A 24,290-nucleotide genomic window follows, 5' to 3' on the forward strand; every position below is an offset into this window, starting at 1 on the left:
CAAGAAACGTCGATGAGCCAAGAATCCCCCGGCTTTTAGCCGTGGGGAGTGTCAATCAATTCAAATTTTAAACCAGGTCAGGCTTGATTTTTGGACTACCCTTTAGTCGTATAAATACTGAAATTTTCCTCGATTATTGGTAATTTTAGTTAGTCGTTTTGTTTGGTCAGTTGCATTTACTCCTTAGGGTCAGACCTTGGCTAGTGGTAGTCAAGTGAAGACGATGAGAGCGACTTAACAGCAGCAAGGCTTGACGAAATCGAGCGCATTAAACGAAATCGTAAAAGCTTGGCTATTGAACATTCTGTGGAAGTGGCTAGCTTTAACAGTTACCAGTTATCAGTTATCAGTTATCAGTTTCATCCTCCGGGGGAAACACCACACCAATTGGACCGAAAGCGTTGGTGGCTCTTTTAAATCCCCCAAAGCGCCCGCACTGCGGCTGGTACTACGGCTGGTACTGTTTTAATTGATTCAAACCACGCCACGAAAGGAATGAAGTATGTTCAAAAATTTATTGAAATCGAAACTTCTAGGGTCGATTTTTTGACCTGAACGATCCACTAATTTATGGGTTGTAATCCTTTGATCTGGAACATTACTTTGAGCAATGAGCCAAGCAAGGGATTGGTATTGAGCATCTGTGTAGCCGCTATGGGTTTGTGCGTTATTTCCTATACCGGAAGGCGGGGTTTCTAAGCCGATGTGATAAGCAAAGTTATTCACAGACGCGGGTAGCAGGGGATTCGTCTTTACAGTTTCTGAACCCACCGGTCCATCAAACACTGAGTTAGCCGCACCAAACGCTCGCTTTTCTGGAGGGACTATGTAAACAACTGTTCCATCTAGCTTAATCATAGTATGGTAGCTTGCCTGAACCTTCTCGTCCTCGTTAGGACTTTGAAAGAAATTAACGGCACTAGATGCTGGTGCATCGGTTTCATGAAGCACTATAATTGGCTGATTGTTAACAGGTCTACCATAAACGTCTGTGGTAAACCGCTCTCCAAAGTTAGTTGGATTTGCCCAAGCAATCTCGTATCTAGGTTTGTAAGCCCTAAAAGCCGCAGTGGTTTTGACTGAACCACTGGGAGTCTTTTGGGATTTGCCCTTTTGGTTTGTCTTGTCTTGAGGTTGGGATTTTGAAGCTTGAGTGGAGATAGCCGTGTTTGGATTTGGTGTTGTCTTGACTTCTGGTTGGCTGTTTTGGTTTATCTTGTCTTGAGGTTGGGATTTTGAAACTTGAGTGGAGATAGCCGTGTTTGGATTTGGCGTTGCTGTCTTGATCTGAGGCTGTGACTTTGAATCTTGGCTAGACACCGTCTCTGGATTTGATCTTACTGTCTTGATCTGAGGTTGGAAGTCTGAATATTCACTAGAAATAGCTGTTTCTGGTTTTGAGGTTGTCTTCTCCTGAAAAAACTCTACTCTTCTGAGAAGCAGCCCCAATGTAAAACCAACAAACACCAAAAGAACTACAAGCCATTGAGTTGTCTTTACTCTGAATCTCATTTTTTTAATCATTTTGATAAATAATTTCTATATTTAAATTGCAAAATAAATAAATTTTAATATATATCACTAATACAAAATTACACACAAAATATTGATTTGTCTACGGGTTTCTTTCCCAAAGATGCTGTAGGTATTTCTTATACCAAGTTGCGTTCAAAACCTCACCCCCGCCCCTCTCCGCAGGTTCCCAAAGGGGTGCCCGTAAGGGCGGGATGAGGTATACGTATGAATGCAACGCGCGTATTATTCTTGTGATCACAAAAGGGCACTCTGGTGATTTCTATCAACTCGATTTAGCCCATAACAAAAAGCTCAACGCGTCTGAGTGTCTCCGTTTCTGTGCGTCAGCCCTAAGGAATGTGTATTTCACTGGACATGAGATGACTGTAGCGGACGTCAACGATGATGTGAATCCCCACCCTCAAACAATGCTTCGAGTGGGGAGGATGTCAACGACCGACAAGACGTTTTTCCAAGCTTTTAAGCTTAGAGTCTATTGAAGTCACGTTTGGAGATGTGGAGGAGTCTTGAGTTGCTTCCAAGGAACGCTTTGCCTTAAGTTCCGTAATCTTCGCTTTGATAGCTTCAGATACAGCATGATTGAGCGCGGCTTTGTTATCTGGCTGTATTTTTGCAATGCGTTGCGACAAGCTTCCAATTTGAGAGTCGATTTTTTGTATGACTGGGGCTTCTGACGTAAATACAGGCTCTAGCAATGCTCGCTTGACTTCTAGTTCTGCAATCTTCGCTTTGATAGCTTCAAATACTGCATCATTAACAGCTGCTTGATTGCCATCTGGCTGTACTTGTGAAAGGCGTTGCCGCAAGCGTCCAAGCTGAGATTCAATTTTTTCGATAATTGAAGCATCTGCTGTAAATACAGGCTCTAGCATTGCACGCTGTATCTCCAGTTTCGCAATCTGTTGTGTTATTGTCTTTGTAAAGTCTTTGGAAGTCGATTCAGAATCAGCGATCCCACCAGAAGCCGTGCGAACTGGCTGTTGTACTAACACTACACCTATTGTTGCTAGCCCAGAAACTATAATCATGACTAGCATAGAAAGCATAAGTGGCTTGTCCCTCATAGAAATTTCCTCCAGAGGTCAGACTAAATTTAAGTTTTTAGGAGTTTGCACTTAGGGTTGAGCTTGTTAGTATACACTAGCCGATGTATTTATTAACCAAATCTTATTTAAATTTTAGGGACTTTCTCAAGCAGTAAAAGGTTCCAAATCATTTATAATTCGTAATTCGTAATTACAAACTCAATTACGAATTACGAATGACAATTTAGGAATGAGTTTGACTACTCATCAATCTGACCGACGCGACGAATATTAAGAATGTCGCTAAGTTTTTTGATTTGAGTGAACAGTTGTTCGAGTTGTGGTCGATCGCGTATCTCGATCCCCAAGTCCATTAATGCGGGTTGACCATTAGCAGTTTTTACCTGAGCATAGCGTACGTTGATCCCCTGGTCACTTAAGCGAGAGAGAATATCCTTGAGCACTCCCACCCGATCTAGCGCTTCAATTTGAATATTCACGGGGTAAGTCTGAGGACGGTTTTGGGGTTCGCTTGCTGGGTTCCAATGAACTGGTACTAGGCGATCGCACTCCACAGTTTCTAGATTATGACATCCTTGACGATGAATCGAAATGCCTCTACCTCGCGTCACGGCACCAATGATCGATTCTCCAGGAATGGGAGTGCAACATTTCGCCAGATAATATACTAACCCTTCTACCCCAACTATTGGCGAGTCACTCGTGCGTGAGGTACTTGGTGGGATATCTCGCAAAGCTTTGGCTGTTGAAGCCGCCTCTTTCGTAGGAATTTGGGGTGTCGTCACGATAGGTTGTTGTGCTTTGACGAGTTCTCGCCAACGGTTTAGCACCAAATTCAGCGTCACCTCACCATAACCCAAAGCGGCGAGTAAATCTTCCATTGAATGATAATTACATCGCTCTGCAACTAGCTGCATCGGTTGGGACTTAATCAGGTTTTCCACACCAGATCTACCCAATTCTTTTTCTAACAATTCCCGACCACGAGCAATATTTTCTTCCCGGCGCGATCGCTTGTACCACTGCTTAATCCGATTCTTCGCCGCCGAAGTTCTGACAAAATTTAACCAATCCAAACTGGGGTGGCCGTTTTTGTGGGTGACAATTTCTACGATATCACCATTTTGCAGCCGTGTTGAAAGTGGTACCATCCGCCCATTTACCCGCACCCCTGCACAGTGGTTTCCAACTTCTGTATGAATGCGATAGGCAAAATCTATAGCTGTAGAACCAGGATTTAAAGCAACCAAATCTCCCTTAGGAGTGAAAACATAAACATCGTCTTCAAATAAGTTATCCTTGATGCTTTCCAAATATTCTTGAGCATCCTTGAGGTCATTTTGCCATTCCAACAGCTGGCGCAACCAGGTAAACTTGTCATCTGATGCCGTCCAATGGCTATTATTCGAGCCTCCTGTTTCTTTATACTTCCAGTGAGCCGCAATTCCATACTCAGCGACGTGATGCATTTCCAGTGTCCGGATTTGCACCTCTAAAGGACGACCCCACGGACCAATGACTCCAGTATGCAATGATTGGTAACGGTTGGGTTTGGGCAATCCTATGTAATCCTTAAACCTACCAGGAATTGGGCGACAAGCATCATGAACAATTGCTAAAGCACGGTAACATTCCTCATTGCTGTTGACAATTACCCGCAATGCTGCTAAATCATATATTTCGTGAAATTCTTTGTTTTGCCTCTGCATTTTTTGGTAAATGCTGTAGAGGTGCTTCGGACGCCCACTAATATCCAGACACTTAATTCCCGCTTCCACTAGCCGAGTCTGCAAAGTTTGGGCAATTTTTGTTAATCTCTCTTCCCGCGCCGTCCGTTTTTCAGCGACATACTCCTGAATTTGACGGTAAGCTTCTGGTTCCAGGTACTTGAAAGCGAGATCTTCCAGTTCCCATTTCATGTGCCAGATGCCCAAGCGATTCGCTAGAGGAGCAAAAATTTCTCGTGTTTCCAAAGCAATCCGGCGACGTTTTTCGTCAGCCAGGTGTTCCAGAGTCCGCATATTGTGCAGTCGGTCTGCTAACTTGACCACAATCACCCGAATGTCTTGCGCCATTGCCAGAAACATACGACGGAAGTTCTCTGCTTGGCTTTCGGTCTTGCTTTTGAAATTAATTTTAGAAAGTTTTGTGACACCTTCTACTAATAGCCGCACTTCTTTGCCAAAGCGCTGCTCTATCTCTTCAATGGTAACATCTGTATCTTCCACTACGTCATGGAGAAATCCAGCTGCTATCATATCACCACTGCCCCCTAAATCTCGTAGCATTCCAGCAACAGCGACAGGATGACATATGTATGGTTCTCCTGACTTGCGGTACTGACCCTGATGCAACTGATAGGCAAAATCAAATGCTCGACAAATCAAACCCATATCACTTTGTCTTCGGTCATCTTCTGCTTCGGCGCTTTGTACAGATGACCCCTTTAGACAAGTCTGTAGCCATTCCGGAAGGGTAAGATCAATTCTGGAAGTTAATACAGTGCTGCTCATAGATAGAATAGGCGCGCCTACGTGATTACTACTAAAGTGCAAAAGTGGAAAATATTGACGGGCTCGCCGTCACAAGAAACTGTAAATAACACACGCACTCTCGCATTTCTGTGCGGGTGTATAGCATCATAGTTGGGAAAATGGATTTATACCAAATCCAGCCCCAAATTCTAAATGAGGCGAGAGATTCGGAAATAAAATTTAGGAAACTTTAACCTATTAGAAAAATTTCTTGACATTACCTTGATTTTAATACTATCTCAAGAAGAACTTGATGTCTCTAACTCGCGAGAAATACAACGCATTGAACGTATTGCTGAAGCAATTGCATTCAGATGTCACGACTACCAAAGTAGATCCACCCCAACTGCGGCAGAGTGTGACATCCTTGCAGCAATTTTTTCAGCAACAGATTGTGCCTTTAGTGAATGACACAGACAGTATCGATGAGGGTCGGTTACAGTCTTATCAGACGGAGATAAGTAAGCAGCTGCGGCTACTGGAAATAGATGTGATATTTCTCCAAGGAGCGCGGCAAGCTTCCACTGCCAAGCATAGACTTGATGCCATCGGCGATCGCCTGACAACTCTCATTGAATACTCTAATGCCATATTGCAATAGAAAGTACCAGCAGGGCAAGCACTCGCACAAGAAAAAATGACAAATAAAAATTAAAAATTGAAAATGAAAAAATCTTAACTTTTTTGGTTCATATTCCTCCTCTATTTGTAGTTATCATTACATATTTAATTGGCACAATTTGTCGTAAATCTCGTCAAAAGTCAAGAGGTAAAGTCAAGAATTCTTGAAATTTAAGATTTTGACCAATAAAAAACTCGGAACGGAACCATCAAAAATCAGTATGAATACTTTATAAGCCAGTTACCAATCGAGGTGAAAGTATCCGAATATATCCGTGGATATCAAGGAATTGGTTGATACTGAATCCCCTCGATTTATCAGTGAATTTATGATGAACTTTATTTACGTTTTGTATTCTTCTCAAAAAATACTTAGGTAATAACCCTGACGTATGTAATGTGATACACTATCTTAATTTTAAAATTTAAAAGCTGAATAAGTAATTATGAGTGAAGCCTTATTTTGTATTGAAAATTTACGAGTCGCCTATCCTCATCATGGTCATGAAGAACTTCGATGGGCAATAGATGGTGTATCCTTCACATTGCAGCCTGGTGAAAGAATGGGATTGGTTGGAGAGTCGGGGTGCGGTAAGTCCACTTTAGGGCGGGCTGCAATGCGATTGCTACCGCCATCTAGCCAAATTGAGGGACGCGTGACGTTTCAAGGGCGTTCAGTGTTTGATATGACGCCGGAACAGTTGCGAAAATTCCGGGGAGAAGCAGTATCATTGGTGTTCCAAGATCCGATGACGCGCCTCGATCCGTTGATGAGTATAGGTAACCACTGTCTAGAAACATTAAAGGCTCACTCACCGCAATTGTCGAGCAAACAAGCCAAGGAAAAAGCGATCGCCACTTTAGAAAAGGTGAAAATTCCTGCCAGTCGTTGGCATCAGTATCCTCATGAGTTTAGCGGAGGAATGCGCCAAAGAGTCGCGATCGCCCTCGCCTTGCTTCTCAACCCCAAGTTGATTGTTGCGGATGAACCCACGACAAGCTTGGATGTCACCGTCTCCGCACAGATTTTGCAGGAACTCACACGGCTGTGCAGCGAAGAAAACATGGCACTGCTGTTAATTTCCCACGATTTGGCTATGGTTGCCGAGTATTGCGATCGCATTGGCGTGATGTACTACGGCAAAATGGTGGAAATGGGTTCTTCAAAAGCTGTGTTCCAGCAACCCCAGCACGAATACACCCAGTCTCTCCTAAAAGCAGCTTTGCATATTCAAACAGTGGATGAAACAGAGACAGGGAGACATTCTTCCCAATCACCAATCTCTGATCCCCGAACCCCGATTTTACGCATCCTAGAATTAAAACAGCATTACACTTTAGAACCCAACATTGTAGAACGACTGTTGAAACAGCAAAATCAGACGATTAAAGCAGTGGATGGAATCAACCTAGAACTTTATCCAGGAGAAATTCTCGGATTGGTTGGGGAGTCTGGTTGCGGTAAAAGTACGTTATCGCGGACAATATTGCAACTTATTCGTCCGACTGCGGGTAAAGTCGAGTTTTTGGGACAAGATTTAACTCATCTGTCGCGCCAAGAAATGCGTGTTTCTAGGCGGCAAATCCAAATGGTGTTTCAAGATCCCCATGCTTGCTTAAATCCAGCGATGACAGTAGGACAAAGTATAGCTGATCCTTTGCTGATTCATAACCTAGCCGATGGGGCAAAGGCAAAACAAGAAGTGCTCTCGATGCTGGAAAAAGTCGGGTTAAAACCACCATCAGTTTACTATGAGCGTTATCCCTCAGATTTATCTGGTGGACAGCAGCAAAGAGTTGCGATCGCCCGTGCTTTGATTACTCGTCCTAAACTGCTCATCTGCGATGAACCAGTGAGTATGTTAGATGCTACGGTACAATCGCAAGTTTTAGATTTGATGTTGGAGTTGAAAGAAGAATTTGAGTTAACGTATTTGTTTATCACTCATGACTTGTGGTTAGCACGGTTTTTGTGTGATAGAATTGCCGTGATGAACAGTGGCAAGATTGTAGAAATTGGTCCCACTAAAGAGATTTTTGGCAATCCGCAACACCCTTACACAAAAACCCTGCTTGCAGCGGCTCCTTTGTTGGCACGAGCATAGATAAGTATCGAGTCTCAGATCTTGCACGCAACAAGAGCCAGAGGCTCTAATATCAAAGTTACCAGGTTGAACCTGGTAACGAGGGTTTGGAGGCTTCGCCTCCTCACTGTTGCAACTCTTGCAAGATATAAGCAGTGCTACATCTGATATATTTAGTACTCAGTAGTCATGACTCAGGATTTCATTTGCTTGCTTCAATTAATTTGGGCATTTCTAGAGTCGAACCATGTAGCTCAACAAATCTGTTAAAAAGCCACATCGTTTCGTGATTTGAAATCCTGTTTCGGTTCATTAGATGAGCTATATTTCTCTGCGCCAGTTTCCGTAGATAAGGCAAATCCTCAAACAAAGTCAAACAAGAGGCAATGTGCAAGATAATTTGCAATATGGGTTTGGGCCACTCTAGGTCACTGTAGATCTCAATGAAGAAATAATGCTCGTTTTCTGTTAATGGGCAGGCATAAAACATCACAGTTATTCTTTTGTCTCTGTAGACTGGAATACTCAGTTCTACGGTGTATGGATTATGCAATATTAAATCTACTTCAACAATTGGTTGTCTCCAAATTCTCAAAATATTAACTGGAGAATCCAACATTGTTTGAAATGTGATCATTCCCCCAATGGACGTAGATTGGACATTGCTAACCTTAATCACTCTCAAGTTATTCAGGCTGAACTTGTGAATACTTTCCAAATGTTTTAAATTCAACAGATGGTAGATTTGGCAGACATAAGGAAAAGGTAAAAGATACTCCTGACTAATCATATGTCGCTTCTTTAAATCAAACTCGCTGGCTTGACTCGGACATAGATAGGATTGATGTAGATAACTCTGAATGCTGTCTACATCATTAACATCAAAACTCTGCTCTGGTTTTAAAAACAGCCAAGTCAAGAAAAAGAATGAGGCTGTAAATATGTGTATGATTTCTATAGGAGATAAATATCCATCAGCAAAGGCAGCAAGGCTTCTATCTGTGAGCCCAAAAAGAAAAGATGGAATTCCAATGAACCAAATACCACTTTTAAGTCTCAATATAGACAGAGCAAGATCTAATTCTATAGAAGGACGGTTTTTCTCCGTCTTGATGTCGTCATCTTTAATAAGATTAATAGACATAGTGATTTAAAAAGTTATTCACAAAATTGATAACAACTGAAGCTAAGAAATAATTTTGGTTCTTACTTCCAGCTTAGATGCAGATAATGTAACAGCCCTCTGCCTTCAGTTATAAATCTTAATGAAGAGAATTTGCCGAAATTGAATGATCAGTAAATTCTCGCTATTTTTAGCGAACAAAAAAAGCAATATTATACATTTTGCTGTTTTGTATTTAATTTTACTTATAGTTAAAACTAGAGCATAGAATTTTTATGTCAGTCATTTTTTAGGCTCATAAAAATCAATAGGGTTCAGATAAGAGCAAAACCCTTATCAGTAAGACAATGTAGAGACGCGCCACCTCTCGTCTCTACAAAGAACTGTATTGTCATAAAAATGGTGTTCCTTGACTAATGCCTTAAGTACCGATAATTACGGCGATAGCGAACCTAATAACTAGTGAAAATATGTATAATTATTATCTAAATATTTTTCTATACTTTGTTTGAATCATCAGCAATGATTAAGGGACTTCCAATTAAAAAAATCTGCAATTTGTAGTACTCTCCAAAACAATGGTGGGTTACGGCGCTGCGGCAAGTCCTGTATGTAAGACCTCAACTGTCGTGCGCCTAACCCACCCTACATAATGGATAATTTATTTTTTGGTACTCCCTAACCACAATGCCACTGAGATTAACTTGCTAGCAGTTGTAGTCATTTATAATGCTGCAATTCCTAGCCTCATGATTAATAACTTTATTTTATTGCAATGACTCGAATACGTTTATAGTCTGCAAACCAAGTACCGTTTTTGTATAAAGTTGGACGCAACTGATTCTCGATATCAGTTAAGATGCTCATCTGAGCGTCAAGAGATAATCCATTAAAAAAGCTATTTGCAAACATTTTCAGCCAGTTTTGCATCCCTTGTTCTCCATCGTCCAAAGGCGTTGGACGTTCAAAAAGAGTTGCAAAAGTTAACTGCAACCCATGTTTTTCTAGTAAGCTTCCATATTCGCCAATACTCGGGAAGTGCCAAGGGTTTAATCCTGAATCAGCAGGATAACCAGCTTTTTGTAAGGCGTTATAAATTGCGGTAACAATGGCTTTTACGTTGCCTTTGCCACCAAATTCTGCCACAAATCGCCCACCAGGTTTCAGTGCCTTGTTTATACCAATGACAACTTCTTCAGCTTCTTTAATCCAATGAAGCACAGCATTAGAAAAGACAGCATCAAATTTTTCTGTAAATGGCAAATTTCTGGCATCCACCACAGAAAAATCTATCTGAGGATAGTTATGAAGAGCTTGTTCAACCATTGTGGGAGCGCTATCAATGCCGATAACTTCTGCTCCCTTGCTAGCAATTTTATGAGTTAAATGACCTGTGCCACAACCTAAGTCGAGAATACACTCGCCTGGTTTTGGGGAGAGTATTTCGACTAAATCAGCCGCAAGTTCTGAAACAAAAGAATGTTTACTATCGTAGAGTTCTGCATTCCACTGGTTTTGAAAATATGTTGATGTTCTGTCCATATAAATAGCCGAGCAATAAAAGTTGAATATTAGAACTTTTGCACTCATCCAATATTTTTTATATTAAACCACAGATGGACACAGATGGACACCGATATTTATCTGTGTCTATCTGTTTCTAAATATCCATTAATCATAGTTTTGCAAGAAGTATATTATGCATAAATTTACCCTTAGCTATGTGAACGCACCCATGATCTAAATTCTCGCATTCTAGCGTTCTCACCTTTTTGAGAGTCTAGCTGGATAAAATGTGCTAATTCTTTGACAGGAAACGAGCCAAAAGCCAAACTTGTTTCAGACTCGATATAACCAGCATCTGTCAAAATATGAATTGTTAGTTGACCATCAGCGAAACGCCAAACTTCCGGCACTTTAAGTTCAGCATAAACAGCCATCTTATCCATTGATGAGTTGGTGACATCAATCTCAATTGCTAAATCAGGCGGTGGATCAACTTTGATGTTAATTTTTAATTTGCCACGAACAGCAGCTTCATTTTGAATGTAAAAACATTCATCTGCTTCTTTGCCAACAGCCTTCGGTCTCGAACGCCAAGTTGTAGATTTTAAACCCCTAATTTCTAAACCTAGTTCCTCAGAAAGTACAGTTATGAGCCGTGCAAGGTTCCAGCTATAGGTTTCATGTTCTGGTAGGGGGGTCATCAGTTCCAGAGTTCCTTTATAATAAGTCATACGAGGTGTTGAACGTTCAGCAAATACTTCTAAAAGCTGCTCGTACATTTCCCAACTGACGTCATATAGAACGAGGTGAGAACCCTCAAAAGGTGGTGTGGCTGGAGTTAGGGTTTGAGTCATGTTTAACTTAAGCGCTCATCTGATTACAAATTTAAACCAACCATTGAATTCCAGCTATGCGGCAGTATAACCGCCATCGACAAAAAGTACAGTACCTGTGATATGTGACGATGCATCTGATGCTAAAAATACCACGGAACCAACTAATTCTTCTGGTTTACCACGACGACCCATTGGTGTAAATGTAACAACCTGCTGCTGTTTTTCAGGTTAGGCGTGTTCTATATTTGCTCCGCTCATAATGTTGTCACTATTTCCCGACATTTTCGCCAACAGGAGACAACATAGCCAGCGTTGCATCTGATGTGACCCTAGTAAAGCAGAAATCTATAAAAATATCCTAAAACTGATAAATGTCTTGCTCACAAGTTCCTCAAATTGTTTCCCTATCTTTAAAGTGAACTAACCCCAATTCACCAGCACTCATATGGAATACCTCTGCTATCTTGCGAATGCCAGCCTTACACTGCGGTTGGTTGAATACCTGCACAGGAAACCTCAACTCAGAGTCAGCTTCGTCACCGTGATTAATACTATTGACGGGTGGGTGGTTAGAGTCAAATTAAAGCATCAGGTCTCGCCTCAAGAAGATGGTGACTTGAGGGCAATTTTAAGTGAATTAGGAATGAGCTACTCACCACCAAAGCGGGTACAATTGGCACTTTGGAGTTTGGCGGGCGGACAGTCCCCGGTTGATGTGATGCGTCGCTACCAGGTTGCTGTAGTTTCTCATGGTAAGCCAGAAAAAGAAGAGATAGAAGCGTTCCGGCAACATTTCATCAGGGGATTGGGCTACTGTCCACAAACCCTGGCTTGACCCAAAATTATTTCTTGCACTCAACGCTATTGACGCTCTTTTGAAAGAAAAACTGGGGGAATTCACCGCCATTGAGCCGAGGCACTGGGCTCTACACCACTTTCTACAAAGCGCGTCTACACACGCCAAACAAGATTTTATCGTGCTCACTGTCAAACCTTTGGGCAAAAACTAGTACGTCACGCCGTAAATAGAGCAACCCTTCGGGTTCACCAGTCGCCTAGGTCGGGAAACCCTCCTGCATAGCGCTGGTTCACCATTTAAAATCCACAAAAAGCCCATTCCATAATACTTTTGAATGCGTGACTTTTGAATGCATGACTTCCGCCTTGCGGTGCTAGCTGTATCTCATGAGTCGTGAGAATTTTGACTCGACCGTGGCGAGTGATTTTCATCGCCAGACCAAAAACCACTGCAATCCACAGCTTACAATTAAAAGCCCCCAGTGGGTGCAACAACTGGAGGCTTCTGCTGAACCGCTTTCATTTGCTCAATACTATCGATGCGAGCATTTGTAAATCCCCTTTCTACAGCACGAGTTCAAGTTACAAAAAGCTGTGTTAATTAATACAGTTATGATTAATGCTTCAATTCTGCAATCTTTAAGTGAACATTTGGCAGCAGTAGTTGGGAGTGTGACAGGAGCTGCATTATCGATTACTGCAATCATATTGGTCATCCAAGTCACGTGCTATCTCACCAAAACAAGTGATTTCGGAGTAGCATTTTACGTTGCAGTAGGAGTATTTGCTGGGTGGTGGTTGGGTGCAACTGGCGGTTGCTGGTTAGCGCTGTTATGGGTAACACACAATCATCAATATGCGCAACTCACAGCCTACCTGCTAATAGCACTAAACCCTTTGGGTATGTTCTGGCTTAGTAGCCACCTGTATAAAAAAGGAATGATAGCAAATAAATTAGGGATTCGGTGGCTGATAGGGTTGATTGTTGCGGTGTTATCACTGCTGGCACAGTTACTGGCAAATATGATGATTGCCATATTTAAATAGCTCTGTGACATAACAAAGTTAAGAGAGCTTGAGATAGTATTCAAACCGCTCTTGCAGTTGTTCAACGGTTAGATTCCTAGTCCAGTATTCTACTAGAGCGTGACCAAATGCCCAAGCGTTGCGATCAGGTGAAGCAGAGTTTTCCAGCAGCAACGGCCACAGCGATCGCAGGTCAAAGTTGAGCGTGTTAGAATTGCCCGTATTCAAGAGCGAGAAAAGGTCGTATGCCATTTGGAGCTTGCCAATGACAACGGGTGTTTGTTCCACTGGAATTTTCTCTGCTAGCAGATATGCCAGAGTTGGCGCTCCAGTTGATACAGTGGAAATGAACTGAAGAACGGGACTTTTCAGCAGTGCAGCTAGCCCTTGTGTGGTTGTCATTTGGAAGGTATAGTGGTCGATAATTTTGGCACTAGCAACGGTGCGGGCTTCTAGGTTACGCAAAAAGCGGGCAAGACGGAGTTGTTTGGCAGGTGCGATCGCATTTATCAGCCCCAACGATAACGCGTCTACTCCCCAAGCAGTTCGATTGGTTTTGTTATCACTTGTGACGACAGGCAGAACCAAATTAGAGAAGTCGCCCAGAAGCTTAGCACGATACTCAGTAGCTTGGCGAATGGCAATTTCCTTTGGGCGATCGCCCCATTGCCAGTCATAAGGTGGCTCCCACTCGCGGATGGGACGGAGGCGATCTACCTGGGTGACGATAGTAATTGCAGGCAAGTCTGCAATTTCCGTTTTCATGTCTGTGAGAAAGTCTACATCCATTTGTAGCGCTGGATCTAGGGCGGGGGTGACGAGTAGCAGCAAATCGGCATTTTTGGCATAGTCTAGCACGAGTTTGCGGAAGTCACCACGGTTGATTTGTTCATAACCAGGGGTATCCCAAAGTGTCAGAGTTTCCCCGGTTTGGGTTTGCCATTGGTAATTCTGAATTTTATCTGTACTAGGCAAAACATCGACGGCAGCCAAATCTGCCTGAAACAGCGTGTTAATCAGGCTGCTTTTTCCGGAGCCTGTTCGCCCTGTAAGCAGAATATTGACTGGTTTTTGCTCAACCGCCTCGGTGGGTTCTGCTTGAACAAGGATGTCTCGGAGTGTTTGAGTCTTTGCTTTGGGTAGAGTTGGTGTGGAAACGGAGGATGGTGAAGTGGGCAGTGTGCTACCGCCATAGAGCGCGATCGCCTGCCGACATAAGTTTCTGAGAGCAGCTTCCCGGAGCAGCTGACTCAAATTTACCAGCAGTTGCTCAGTTGCTCGGTTACTGGAACGCTGACTGGCAACTTTAGCCACCGCCACCACCGGGTTCAACAGCCACTGTGCCCAGCTCCATGCTTGAGCGAGTTTACGAGCGGATGGTTCCAACTTACGGTAGACTTCGTATCCCTGGTATGCCTGCCCAACTGTGACTTGATTAAGGGCAGGGGATAACTTCTGCATCCACTGATCGAGATCATCCACTGTTCCCCGGATCAGCGCGTATGCCTGGGGAACGTAAATGTTCAGCAGGGGATACTTTTCTTGGGGATTATAGATATGAGCGATCGCAACTACAACATCCTGGCATCGCTGCCAAAAAGTTTGCCAGTCTTCCCAAATCGGGCGATCGCTTTGTGCCGTTTTCAGGATTTCTTGGAGTGCCGCTTCTGCTTGCTTCGCGGCGTCAGTTCCTAGTAAGGGTATTGTATCATCCGCAGTGGATTCCAGTTCTTGGCTGACTTGCGCCATTACGGTTTCCACCTGCTCTACCGCAGATCGAGTCCATTTGGCTAGCAGCCAACGCCAGCCCACGAATATGAGGATGAACACGCCCCAAATCCAATTAATGCCCCACTCGTGAATTTGCAACCCTGCGGATACCAGTAAGAAAATGATGATGAAGGCGATCGGTGTTGCCAACACGATCCATTGCCACAGTTTTAATCGCACCATTGCCTTATGCCTGCCTCGATTAGACCTCTTACATAAATGGTAAATCTGAAGCTTTGTGAAGTCGATTTTTTGCAAAAAGTCTACTGTTTCCAAGCTGGGCAGATTGCATAGGCTATGATGTGAGCTTATCTTCAGCAGTGAGCTAAGACATTAAAAATGCCAAACTAGAGATGAAGTAATAGTACGGATGTATGCACATTCTCTGGTTTCGGCGAGACTTGCGGTTGAACGACAATGAAAGTGTAATTAGCGCAGTGAATAACGATGCTCCTGTCTTACCCTGCTTCATCATTGACCCTTGGTTTTACGACCAACTAGAGGTAGGTAAAGCACGAGTGACGTTTCTGTTTGAGTCTCTGGAAAATCTGGACCGCAACTTACGTTCAAGAGGAAGTCAACTCTATTTATTTGAGGGAAAATCTGTAGATATTTTACAACAACTTACGCAACAGTTAATGGAAATTGGGCACAAACCCAAGCTCTACTTTAATCGTGACGTGCAAGTTGAGTATGGAATAACCCGCGATCGCGCTATCATCAACTTTTACCACCAACTCAATCTTGAGTATCACATCGGTCTCAACAACTTCTTGCAAACAGATGACGACCATCGCGATCAATGGTTTGATGAGTATTATACATATGTTAGACAAGCGCCTCACCTAACGCCAATTCGCATTTTAACCCCACAGCTATCCCTCAATCTACCCCAACTTACCTTCACTGAAGTCAAACAGAAGTACAGTACTTTCTACGAAACAAAGCGAGTTTACTTCAAAGGTGGAGAAACGCAAGCGCAAGCGACACTGAACTCATTTCTTACCAAAAGATTTCATGGGTATCATTGGAAACTATCACGCCCCTGGTTAGCACAACAAAAAGCAACGTCTCATCTATCACCTCACCTTGCCTTTGGTACAATCTCAGTTCGCACAATCTACCAACGCACCAAAGCACGAGCGGCAGAACTATCTCACCAACCAAAGGCAGAGTTTTCTCTTAAGGCGTTTCGAGACCGATTGCGTTGGCACGATAGTTTTACTCAGCGTTTGTATTTTCATCCGGAAATTGCTCATACTAATCGTTACTCAGAGTTTGACGAGTACTACCGACCAGATGAATTGACTCAGCAGCAACAAGAGTTATTTCATGCCTGGTGTGAAGGTATAACTGGTTTCCCAATGGTTGATGCAAGTATGAGACAACTCAAAACGATGGGTTGGATGAACTTCAGAATGCGGGCAATGTGTGCCACTTTCTTGACTATCAATTGCGGTATCTCTTGGCATCATGGTGCTAGACACTATATGAATTATTTGGTAGATGGGGACTTGGCTATTAACAATTGGCAATGGCAAATGCAGGCTGGCATTACTAATCCCCTCAGTGACACTTTTCGCATTTACAATCCCAATAAGAATCTTGAGGAGAAAGACTCAGATTTACGCTTTATTTACCATTGGATACCAGAGTTGCTGGGTTATAGTTTATTTGAGATTATTCAAGGCAAGTACATTGAACTAGGTTCATATCAAAAGCCTATTTTAGATTGGTCAATGACCCGTAAGGTCAATGGTAAAATTGTCTCCGATATCCGCTCTCGCGTACGGGAACGGTTGCTGGCTAATGGTGGTGATGAGTATGAAGCGGCGATCGCTACAAAAACAACTGTTGAGAAATACTTTGAGTCCAAAGTTGACACTCTCCGCCCTAAAGGGTCGGAGATTCTTGGCTCAACGACTCACCACTAGACAGCAGACTTGCGCCAACTGCCCAGGAGGGTAAATCACGCCTGCGCGACGTTCCCGTGTGCCCCACGGTACTGAGTCCCCGTTGCAGGATGTTGATGGCTGCGTTCACGTCTCTATCTTCCACAAAACCACAATGCGGACAGACATGAGTCCTAGTGGATAGAGATTTCTTCACCTTCTCGCCACAGTTAGAACAATTCTGGCTTGTATTATGGGGAGGGACGGCAACCGTTACCTTCCCATATTTGTGACCAAGATACTCTAACCATGACCGGAAAGTTGACCAGCCAGCATCAGATATTGATTTAGCCAGATGTCGGTTTCTTACCAGCCCTTTGACATTCAAGTCTAGCCTGCGGCACGCCGCTTCGCGTCTACATAGGCGACCAAGTCGTTAGATTGGATGGCGGAGTATGCCAATCGAATGCAATACTCTTTTCGCTGGATGGTGCTTACTCTTAAATGCTTCCGGGCATACCTTCCTCGTGCTTTGTGGTAGTTGGTTGATTGGGGTTGTTTCGCTTTTTTCTTTTTAGGGTCGTACTTCTTGGACTTTTTGCGGTTAGCGCGTATAAGCTGCTTTTCAGCCTTGCGGTAAAACTGGGGTGACTCTTCAACATTGCCTTTATTATCAGCAATGAAATACTTTAGCCCTAAATCAATCCCTACGACTTGACCTGTTGGCTGAGATTCAATGCGAACATCAACATCAACTGCAAATTGAGCGTAGTAACCGTCGGCACGACGTACCAACCGAACTCGCTTAATCTGCTTGATGTCGTAGCAATTGAGATCGTAGGTTCCCTTTAATTTCAGAGTTCCTATTCCTTTTTTGTCTCTTGAAAGTTATGGCTTTACGGTTTGGCGAAAGTTTCCAGCCGCTTGTCTTATATTCAACAGAACGGGAATATTTTTTAAAGTTCGGAAATCCTTTCTTGCCTTTAACCTTCTTTTTGCAGTTATCGTAGAATCCAGCTATCGCACTCCAAGCACGCTCCGCAGCCGATTGCCTAGCCATTGAATTGAGTTCATCCGCGAAGGGAAACTCAGCCGCCAGAACTGCACAATGCTTATTCAACGCATATTTGTCAACTTTCTTATCTTTGTTGTCCATCCAGTAACGTAAACATTTGTTCTGAATGAATTGACTCGTACGAATAGCATCGTCTATCGCTCTATACTGCTTATCTTTTCCTTTGCATTTAAACTCGTACACTATCATCGGTTCGACCCAACCAACTCCATATTTATACTACCATGTTTTGCATAAAGCCGCTCCTTTAGGACGGGGTTTTATACCCAAAATTTTGATAAAAACACCCAATGGGGTGTTGTAACTATGGCTATTCATCTGTCCTTTCTAGGACTTACGCATCGTACATAAGTACTATAGGATTGGATATTTCAATCATGTCTAGCACTCAACACGAGCTTGAGAGCAAGCAAATCAGCGTTATACGAAGCGCCTAAAATGACAATTTCGTGATGCAGATTATGGTCGATTTGTACAGTGGGTAACTCCTACAGTCTAGAATCCTTGCGCATTCATTGCAGGGAGAGTTCAACCAAGTGATTAAGCTCCTACCCCAAAAACAGCTTGTATGCAGGGTTCTGGCTTTCATCCCAATAGCGGTAACCGAGTGTATCGAGAAATGCTTGCCATTCCTCCATCTCGTGGGGAGGTACTTGCATCCCAACGACAATTCGCCCGTAGTCTGCCCCGTTGTTGCGGTAGTGGAACACGCTGATATTCCAGTTGGGGCTCATGGAAGCGACGAACTTCATCAATGCACCAGGACGTTCGGGAAACTCGAAACGGTAAAGCAATTCATTGTGAGCCAGAGAAGAGCGCCCACCAACCATGTGCCGCAAATGCAATTTTGTCAGTTCGTCATCGGTTAAGTCAATGGTTTTGAACCCACAGGCTTCAAAGGTTTCAACCATCTTTGCTGCATCGGCACGGTTTTGAATTTGCACCCCCACAAAAATATGTGCTTCTTTTTCATCCGCAATGCGATAGTTAAATTCAGTCAGATTGCGTTTGCCAATACATTCACAAAACTTGCGTAGACTCCCCCGTTCTTCGGGGATCGCCACAGCAAAAATGGCTTCGCGGCGTTCACCCAACTCTGCCCGTTCGGCAACAAAGCGGAGTCGATCAAAGTTCATGTTGGCACCGCAAGCAACCGCAATTAAGGTTTGTCCTTGGATTTGTTCCCGTTCAACGTAGGCTTTTGCACCGGCGATCGCCAGCGCCCCTGCTGGTTCTAAAATGGATCGCGTATCTTCAAACACATCTTTAATTGCGGCACAAGTGTCATCTGTATCGACGAGAATGATGTCATCCACATACTGCTGACACAACCGGAACGTTTCTTCACCCACTTCCCGCACTGCGACTCCATCAGCAAATAAACCAACCTGAGGCAAACGCACCCGGTGTCCAGCTTTCAACGATTGATACATGGCATCGGCATCGACTGGTTCAACGCCAATAATCTTAATTTCGGGACGTAACCGTTTCACGTATGCTGCAATACCCGAGATTAATCCGCCACCGCCAATTGCGACAAAAATAGCATGGATAGGTTGCTGGTATTGCCGTAAAATCTCCATCCCTATCGTTCCTTGTCCAGCAATCACATACGGATCATCAAAGGGATGAACAAAGGTTAACCCTTTTTCTGCCTCCAATTGACGGGCGTAGGCATAGGCATCGTCGTAGGTATCGCCATGCAACACAACCTCTCCCCCACGGGCTTTTACCGCATCCACCTTCATTCGTGGTGTCGTTATCGGCATAACGATAATAGCTCTTGTTCCCAGGTGACGAGCACCAAGGGCAACCCCTTGGGCGTGGTTTCCGGCAGATGAAGCAATTACACCCTGTGCCAACAGATCCGGCGGCAGTTGTGCCATTTTGTTATAAGCACCACGTAATTTAAAGGAAAATACTGACTGCATATCTTCCCGCTTGAGCAGCAGTTTATTATTTAGCCGTGTAGACAAATTTGGGGCATACTCCAGTGGTGTTTCCTGGGCTACATCATACACACGGGCAGTCAGGATTTGTACCAGGTAATCGCAATACATGGGCGTCAACAAGTTGGTAAATGCCGGATGGATGATAATTTTACGATAGTTGCGTACCTATTCTGTAGATAATGTTGACTATTTCAAAAATTGAGCCATTTGATAAGACATAACTGCTTGATCAGCAGTCAGAATTGTTAAATTGTGCTGTTATCGCGCAAGTTCGAGTAGAAAAGACACAAGAGCTAGAGCCAGAAACGCTGTATGGAGAAAAATTATACGGCACTTATGTACCCAAACTGTAGATCCTATGTGTTAAATACAGTTCTCCTAAGTAAAATTGATACAATAGTAAAAATAAGTAGAAGCACACAATTCAACCTCCATTCCACCCCCTCAAATAATGAACGTTCCAGACAGATCAGTATCCCTTGTTTCTGAAGACGATATTAGGACACGGGTTGTAGCTATTTGGTTATTCGAACATGGGTTTAGCGCAGAGAGCATATCTGTTGAGTTTTCCTTTGAATTACGCCTCGGCAGGAACATATACAGAGTCGGTGAGAATAAACCTGTTAAGTCATCAGTGTTTAGACCTCGTGCAGATGTTTTAGTGCGTAGCTGTGATGGACGTAATTTGCTGATAGTTGAGGTCAAAGCACCAGATAAAATTCTAGACAATGATGCTAAGGAGCAAGGCATCTCTTATGCCCGCCTCTTGCGTAATGGCGGGATTGCTCCTTTTGTAGTGTTGACCAATGGTCACAATACCCAAATCTATGACAGCATCTCTGGTGAATTGGTCAGTGATGCTCAAGTCCCCACGAATCATCCCCATGTACAAAATGGTTTTCGTGTCAGCGTTGACGATATTGAACTGCGAGCAGAAGCATTAGAGACGTTTGTTTCGATTTCTTCAGAGAACCTCCTTGAGTTTTGCCGAATTCAAGTCGATTATCGAATGCGACTTTTACGAAGTGATGATCCGTTTAGCGGAAAGAAGTATATCCCTACTTTGTACATCGAAAGAGAGGAAGTAAAAAAGCAGCTTAGTAAACGTTTAGACGAGGAAAAGCGCCAAGTTGTGGTTTTATTTGGTGCGCCGCAAGTTGGCAAGACGAATTTTGTTTGCCACGCTGTAGAAGAAAAACTAGAGCAAGGAATTCTTTGCCTCTTCTATCCAGCCATTGGGATGCAGGGAAGTTTACTCGAAGAAATTGGTGAAGATTTTGGTTGGATTGTTAGAGATAGTAGTGCGCCTTATCAAATTGTTAATAAACTGACCCGTATTCTTCGACGTACCGGGCAAAGGCTCATCATCTTTATTGATGGTTGGAATGAAGCTAGTCAGGCGTTAGCACAAGCAATTGATCATAGCAGTGCAAGGCTCTCATGTGATGAAATTCAAATAGTTATTAGTTTAACTAACATAGCAGCACGTCGGCTGCTGCTAGATAATGTGGGCAATCCTTCTTACATAGCTGAATCTGCTTCGATTAGTAGTGCTTCAGTTCCATTACTTGAAATTAGTCCTGAAAAAATAGCTCAACGTTCTAGTGTGATTGAAATCAAGAAATATAGTCCTGAAGAAATACAAAAAGCATATGATATCTACTCAAAAGTTTATGTAGTCCAAATTCCTGAGTCACATCAAAAGGTAAATGATCCTTTTCTACTCAGGATTGGGATGGAGCTTTCAAAGGGAAGGTGTTTGCCGGAAGCTCTTGATGAGCCTTTCCTACTGGGGAAAAGTATATCACTAAAAGCGTCTCGTGCTGTAGATTTAGACGAAGATGTTGTGGTATTACTTCTTTCAGAGCTTGCAGATGCGATGCTCATGGATGATACTCCAGTTACTCAAGTTGTAGCGAGAAAAAGATGGGGTATTCCGACGACAGCAGAGTTACCGAAGGGTTTATTTGAAGCAGCACTTATAGCTAAAGTATATAGTGATAAAAATATACCTTGCTTTGATTTTTACTATGGTCGAGAAAGAGATTTTGTTATTGCTGCTTGGGTGAGAAATTGGTTTCAAAAATCACTGGATAAATTTAAAACTTTCCTATCCCTTCTTGCAGACTCCACCTGCCAATCAGTTGAGGTGGATGCCCTAATTTGGTTCTTGAAACAACCGCAAAATTATACTTATCTTGAATCTACTACTCAATGTTTCCAATTACAAAAAGACCCTTCTGTAAAAAGAGCGATTCTGTTATCTGTACGTAGTAATCCTAATTGTTTTACCAATAATCAGCCTCATTGGATTAAAGATATTATCGAGCAAGCTGCAAAAGACTCTAGTATGCTTGTTAGAGTAGAGGCTGCCAAGTTGGTAGCAGAATTCGCTGATGCCCACTTGTTAGTATCAATCCTTGCTGTTGAACAATACTTGGAAGACTTAGTTGTTAACTTGTTAGAAGTAGATGAAGAATATTCATTAAGTTTAGGTAACGCAGGTCAGATAATTCTGGATTCTTTGAGAACATTGCATTGGGATGATAGTTCAGATGAAGGCTCATATATTACAGATATTCTAAGTGATTTAATGCAGCATCACTCATCAACTGTCAGAGTTGGGGCTTCAAAGGCTCTTGGCTATATTGCTCCCAAGGTATTTCTTCAGTCTTTAATTCACGAAGTTGGTTTATATCAACTAAGTAATGAGGCTGCACAGGAATACATTGATGGGCTATATTTAGCCCTGGATACTCTTGGTGAAATATATTACGGTTCTATGTGTCCAGGTTATCTGGACGTTCTACTTGATTCACCACCTGAAGAGCATATTTCAGACTATGAAGCAATGTGGAAAATTTGTATGCCAGTTATTAATTTTTATCGAAAAGAAAAATGCGGTAAAAGGTTAATGGAATTCTTAAACTCAATTGCACCAGATCAAGAAGTTTATGATAAATATTATTCTGAAAAGATTTGTTCTTCAAGTCAAACTTTTTGGGATGGGAACGCAGTTCAACTGAGCCTAAAACTTGATAATTTAGACTTGAATGAAGATGATTAGGAGCTAAAGCTAGCTTATATTTATCTATTTCTTCAGCCGTAGGCGACTTGTTAGTCGTAACAACTTCACTCAACTTTGAAAACAAATTCAGATTGGGTAATGAGGCGAGCGCCCTCAGTACACTAGGTAAATGCAATCGTGAATGAAGAAAGCGATCGCTCATTCCTAAAAAACACGAGTGGCAATAATGACTATCAGTCCTTATCTACTGATATAAGTTTGTAGTGAGGAATCCGCGTCCTCTTCCAGGAAAACAAGGACTAAAGTCCTTACTACATATAAGTTTTATTATGGGCGCGATCGCTACTTGCGTTTTGCCTTTACTGCCCTAGACTCGACTGTAAACGCTGGAATGTCTTGCAGTTCAGTTTCACTGAGGCTGTATTGTTCACACACCAAGCTTAGACGAGTGCCGGTGGTTTTAACCGCATTCACGGAATGCATCAGATCGCCCTGGAAATACAGAAGTGTGTTAGCTTGTGGCTTAACCTGCCCGACTTGCTGTTTTTGACGGCGCAACACCAGTTCTCCGCCTTGCAAGTTTGGCGGTACTTGCACATAAAGAACACTAACCACCACGGGAGGCTCAACCGTTTTGCAGTAAGATCGCAGCGAGCGATCAATATGTGGATCGACGCGGGAGCCTTCTTTGAGCAGCAGGGGGTTAAGATAGAAAGCGTTGCAGGTGGGCTGTAGTGCTTGGTCGAGATAGGGCTTGAAAAAAGGAAACCGCCGTTCCACTTCTGCAATTTCTGAACGTTGAAACACCACAGAAAACCCTTTTGTGTCAACAAAGTCGCGGTTAAGGTTATTGATTCCAAGATAAGGGCACGCTAGAATTTCTCCTCGCAAATCGTTGAGGTAAGTGATTGAGAAGGCGTCTTGGTGTTGAGAATAGTACTTCAAGTGTTCAAGGAGTTTAGGAGTTTCAAGTTGAGCAGAGATTTAGATTGGCAATCAGGCGAATGCGTTTGGCACGCTACAAAAAACGCCAGGCTGAATAAAGAAAGAAAGAAAGCGATCGCTCAATTATCTTGTGCCAAATGCTTCCTGGTCAAATTTTAACTAATGTGGGTTCTGGAAAGCAGTAAGTCCCCTGTCATAATCTTGGCGCGATCGTGCCTGTTGATTTTCATCCCTAGACCAAAACCACTGTGCTCCACAGCCTACACCTGATCTAAGCACTAGCGATACCCGTTTCTACGTCTAAGGATATAACTTTATTTAATTTTGAGATATTAATGAGATATTCATGAGATATTAAGATATTAAATTGAAAAATTAATTCCGATAAAAAGTTATGGCAACCGAGCAAGAGCTTCAATCTCTTTTTAATAATTTAGATCGCGATCAAGACGGCAAAATCTCTATTAATGAGCTTTTTTTAAGTCCTGGATTAAGTGCAATTATCTTATCAGAAACAA

17 protein-coding genes and 3 pseudogenes are annotated in these 24,290 nt (G+C 42.9%); 9 read left to right on the top strand and 11 right to left on the bottom strand.

Going from position 1 to position 24,290, the window contains the following annotated elements:
* Window positions 1-250: 250 nt before the first annotated feature.
* On the top strand, window positions 251-469 hold the full coding sequence (locus AACT52_RS03545; RefSeq protein WP_143172992.1) for a hypothetical protein: 219 nt from the start codon (window positions 251-253) through the stop codon (window positions 467-469).
* A 5-nt stretch (window positions 470-474) separates the two neighbouring features.
* Here AACT52_RS03545 and AACT52_RS03550 read toward each other — a convergent pair whose 3' ends face one another.
* The 3 genes from AACT52_RS03550 to AACT52_RS03560 all read right to left on the bottom strand — a co-directional run bounded on the left by AACT52_RS03550 (window position 475) and on the right by AACT52_RS03560 (window position 5,095).
* Window positions 475-1,512, bottom strand: a complete 1,038-nt coding sequence (locus AACT52_RS03550; RefSeq protein ID WP_073636082.1) for an N-acetylmuramoyl-L-alanine amidase — start codon at window positions 1,510-1,512, stop codon at window positions 475-477.
* A gap of 452 nt (window positions 1,513-1,964) precedes the next feature.
* Entirely contained in the window at window positions 1,965-2,600 is a 636-nt protein-coding gene (locus AACT52_RS03555) for a hypothetical protein (protein ID WP_143172993.1), read from the bottom strand.
* A gap of 221 nt (window positions 2,601-2,821) precedes the next feature.
* On the bottom strand, window positions 2,822-5,095 hold the full coding sequence (locus AACT52_RS03560; protein WP_073636068.1) for a RelA/SpoT family protein: 2,274 nt from the start codon (window positions 5,093-5,095) through the stop codon (window positions 2,822-2,824).
* 274 nt (window positions 5,096-5,369) lie between these two features.
* Between AACT52_RS03560 and patD the strand changes: the two genes are divergently transcribed.
* Both patD and AACT52_RS03570 read left to right on the top strand, forming a co-directional pair.
* Entirely contained in the window at window positions 5,370-5,717 is a 348-nt protein-coding gene (gene patD, locus AACT52_RS03565; RefSeq protein ID WP_073636069.1) for a heterocyst frequency control protein PatD, read from the top strand.
* A 466-nt stretch (window positions 5,718-6,183) separates the two neighbouring features.
* A complete protein-coding gene (locus AACT52_RS03570; RefSeq protein WP_073636070.1) occupies window positions 6,184-7,842 on the top strand; it encodes a dipeptide ABC transporter ATP-binding protein in 1,659 nt (552 codons plus the stop codon).
* A gap of 181 nt (window positions 7,843-8,023) precedes the next feature.
* Here AACT52_RS03570 and AACT52_RS03575 read toward each other — a convergent pair whose 3' ends face one another.
* The 4 genes and pseudogenes from AACT52_RS03575 to AACT52_RS03590 all read right to left on the bottom strand — a co-directional run.
* Window positions 8,024-8,965, bottom strand: a complete 942-nt coding sequence (locus tag AACT52_RS03575) for a hypothetical protein (protein ID WP_073636071.1) — start codon at window positions 8,963-8,965, stop codon at window positions 8,024-8,026.
* A gap of 741 nt (window positions 8,966-9,706) precedes the next feature.
* On the bottom strand, window positions 9,707-10,486 hold the full coding sequence (locus AACT52_RS03580) for a class I SAM-dependent methyltransferase (protein ID WP_073636072.1): 780 nt from the start codon (window positions 10,484-10,486) through the stop codon (window positions 9,707-9,709).
* A 173-nt stretch (window positions 10,487-10,659) separates the two neighbouring features.
* Entirely contained in the window at window positions 10,660-11,304 is a 645-nt protein-coding gene (locus tag AACT52_RS03585) for a Uma2 family endonuclease (RefSeq protein ID WP_073636073.1), read from the bottom strand.
* A gap of 54 nt (window positions 11,305-11,358) precedes the next feature.
* Window positions 11,359-11,493, bottom strand: a pseudogene (locus AACT52_RS03590) (SDR family oxidoreductase); the annotation flags it as partial.
* Window positions 11,494-11,731: 238 nt separating this feature from the next.
* Here AACT52_RS03590 and AACT52_RS03595 point away from each other — a divergent pair.
* The 3 genes from AACT52_RS03595 to AACT52_RS03605 all read left to right on the top strand — a co-directional run bounded on the left by AACT52_RS03595 (window position 11,732) and on the right by AACT52_RS03605 (window position 13,131).
* Window positions 11,732-12,121, top strand: a complete 390-nt coding sequence (locus AACT52_RS03595; protein WP_073636074.1) for a hypothetical protein — start codon at window positions 11,732-11,734, stop codon at window positions 12,119-12,121.
* Window positions 12,122-12,471: 350 nt separating this feature from the next.
* Window positions 12,472-12,639, top strand: a complete 168-nt coding sequence (locus AACT52_RS03600; RefSeq protein ID WP_158054993.1) for a hypothetical protein — start codon at window positions 12,472-12,474, stop codon at window positions 12,637-12,639.
* A 57-nt stretch (window positions 12,640-12,696) separates the two neighbouring features.
* The gene (locus AACT52_RS03605; protein ID WP_073636076.1) at window positions 12,697-13,131 is read left to right on the top strand and encodes a hypothetical protein; all 435 of its coding nucleotides are present in this window, start codon (window positions 12,697-12,699) and stop codon (window positions 13,129-13,131) included.
* Window positions 13,132-13,149: 18 nt separating this feature from the next.
* On the opposite strand, the gene AACT52_RS03610 is transcribed toward AACT52_RS03605, so the two are convergent.
* Window positions 13,150-15,063, bottom strand: a complete 1,914-nt coding sequence (locus tag AACT52_RS03610; RefSeq protein ID WP_073636077.1) for a GTPase family protein — start codon at window positions 15,061-15,063, stop codon at window positions 13,150-13,152.
* Window positions 15,064-15,254: 191 nt separating this feature from the next.
* Between AACT52_RS03610 and AACT52_RS03615 the strand changes: the two genes are divergently transcribed.
* A complete protein-coding gene (locus tag AACT52_RS03615; RefSeq protein ID WP_073636078.1) occupies window positions 15,255-16,814 on the top strand; it encodes an FAD-binding domain-containing protein in 1,560 nt (519 codons plus the stop codon).
* Here the strand turns inward: AACT52_RS03615 and AACT52_RS03620 are convergent.
* A pseudogene (locus AACT52_RS03620) lies at window positions 16,774-18,036 on the bottom strand (RNA-guided endonuclease InsQ/TnpB family protein). The gene AACT52_RS03615 and the pseudogene AACT52_RS03620 overlap by 41 nt on opposite strands.
* A 359-nt stretch (window positions 18,037-18,395) precedes the next feature.
* Window positions 18,396-19,907, bottom strand: a complete 1,512-nt coding sequence (ilvA, locus tag AACT52_RS03625) for a threonine ammonia-lyase, biosynthetic (protein ID WP_073636079.1) — start codon at window positions 19,905-19,907, stop codon at window positions 18,396-18,398.
* A gap of 343 nt (window positions 19,908-20,250) precedes the next feature.
* Here ilvA and AACT52_RS03630 point away from each other — a divergent pair, with 343 nt between their 5' ends.
* Window positions 20,251-22,866 carry a type I restriction enzyme HsdR N-terminal domain-containing protein gene (locus AACT52_RS03630; RefSeq protein WP_073636080.1) on the top strand — a complete coding sequence of 872 codons (2,616 nt, stop codon included), beginning with the start codon at window positions 20,251-20,253 and terminating at the stop codon, window positions 22,864-22,866.
* Between the two features lie 303 nt (window positions 22,867-23,169).
* Here AACT52_RS03630 and AACT52_RS03635 read toward each other — a convergent pair whose 3' ends face one another.
* Window positions 23,170-23,772, bottom strand: coding sequence for a 2OG-Fe(II) oxygenase (locus AACT52_RS03635; RefSeq protein ID WP_073636081.1), 603 nt, complete (start codon window positions 23,770-23,772; stop codon window positions 23,170-23,172).
* A 394-nt stretch (window positions 23,773-24,166) separates the two neighbouring features.
* On the opposite strand from AACT52_RS03635, the pseudogene AACT52_RS03640 reads away from it, so the two are divergent.
* Window positions 24,167-24,290 (top strand): annotated as a pseudogene (locus AACT52_RS03640) (EF-hand domain-containing protein); the annotation flags it as partial.

Source organism: Scytonema sp. HK-05 (assembly GCF_963872035.1).
Lineage (GTDB): Bacteria > Cyanobacteriota > Cyanobacteriia > Cyanobacteriales > Nostocaceae > Kalymmatonema.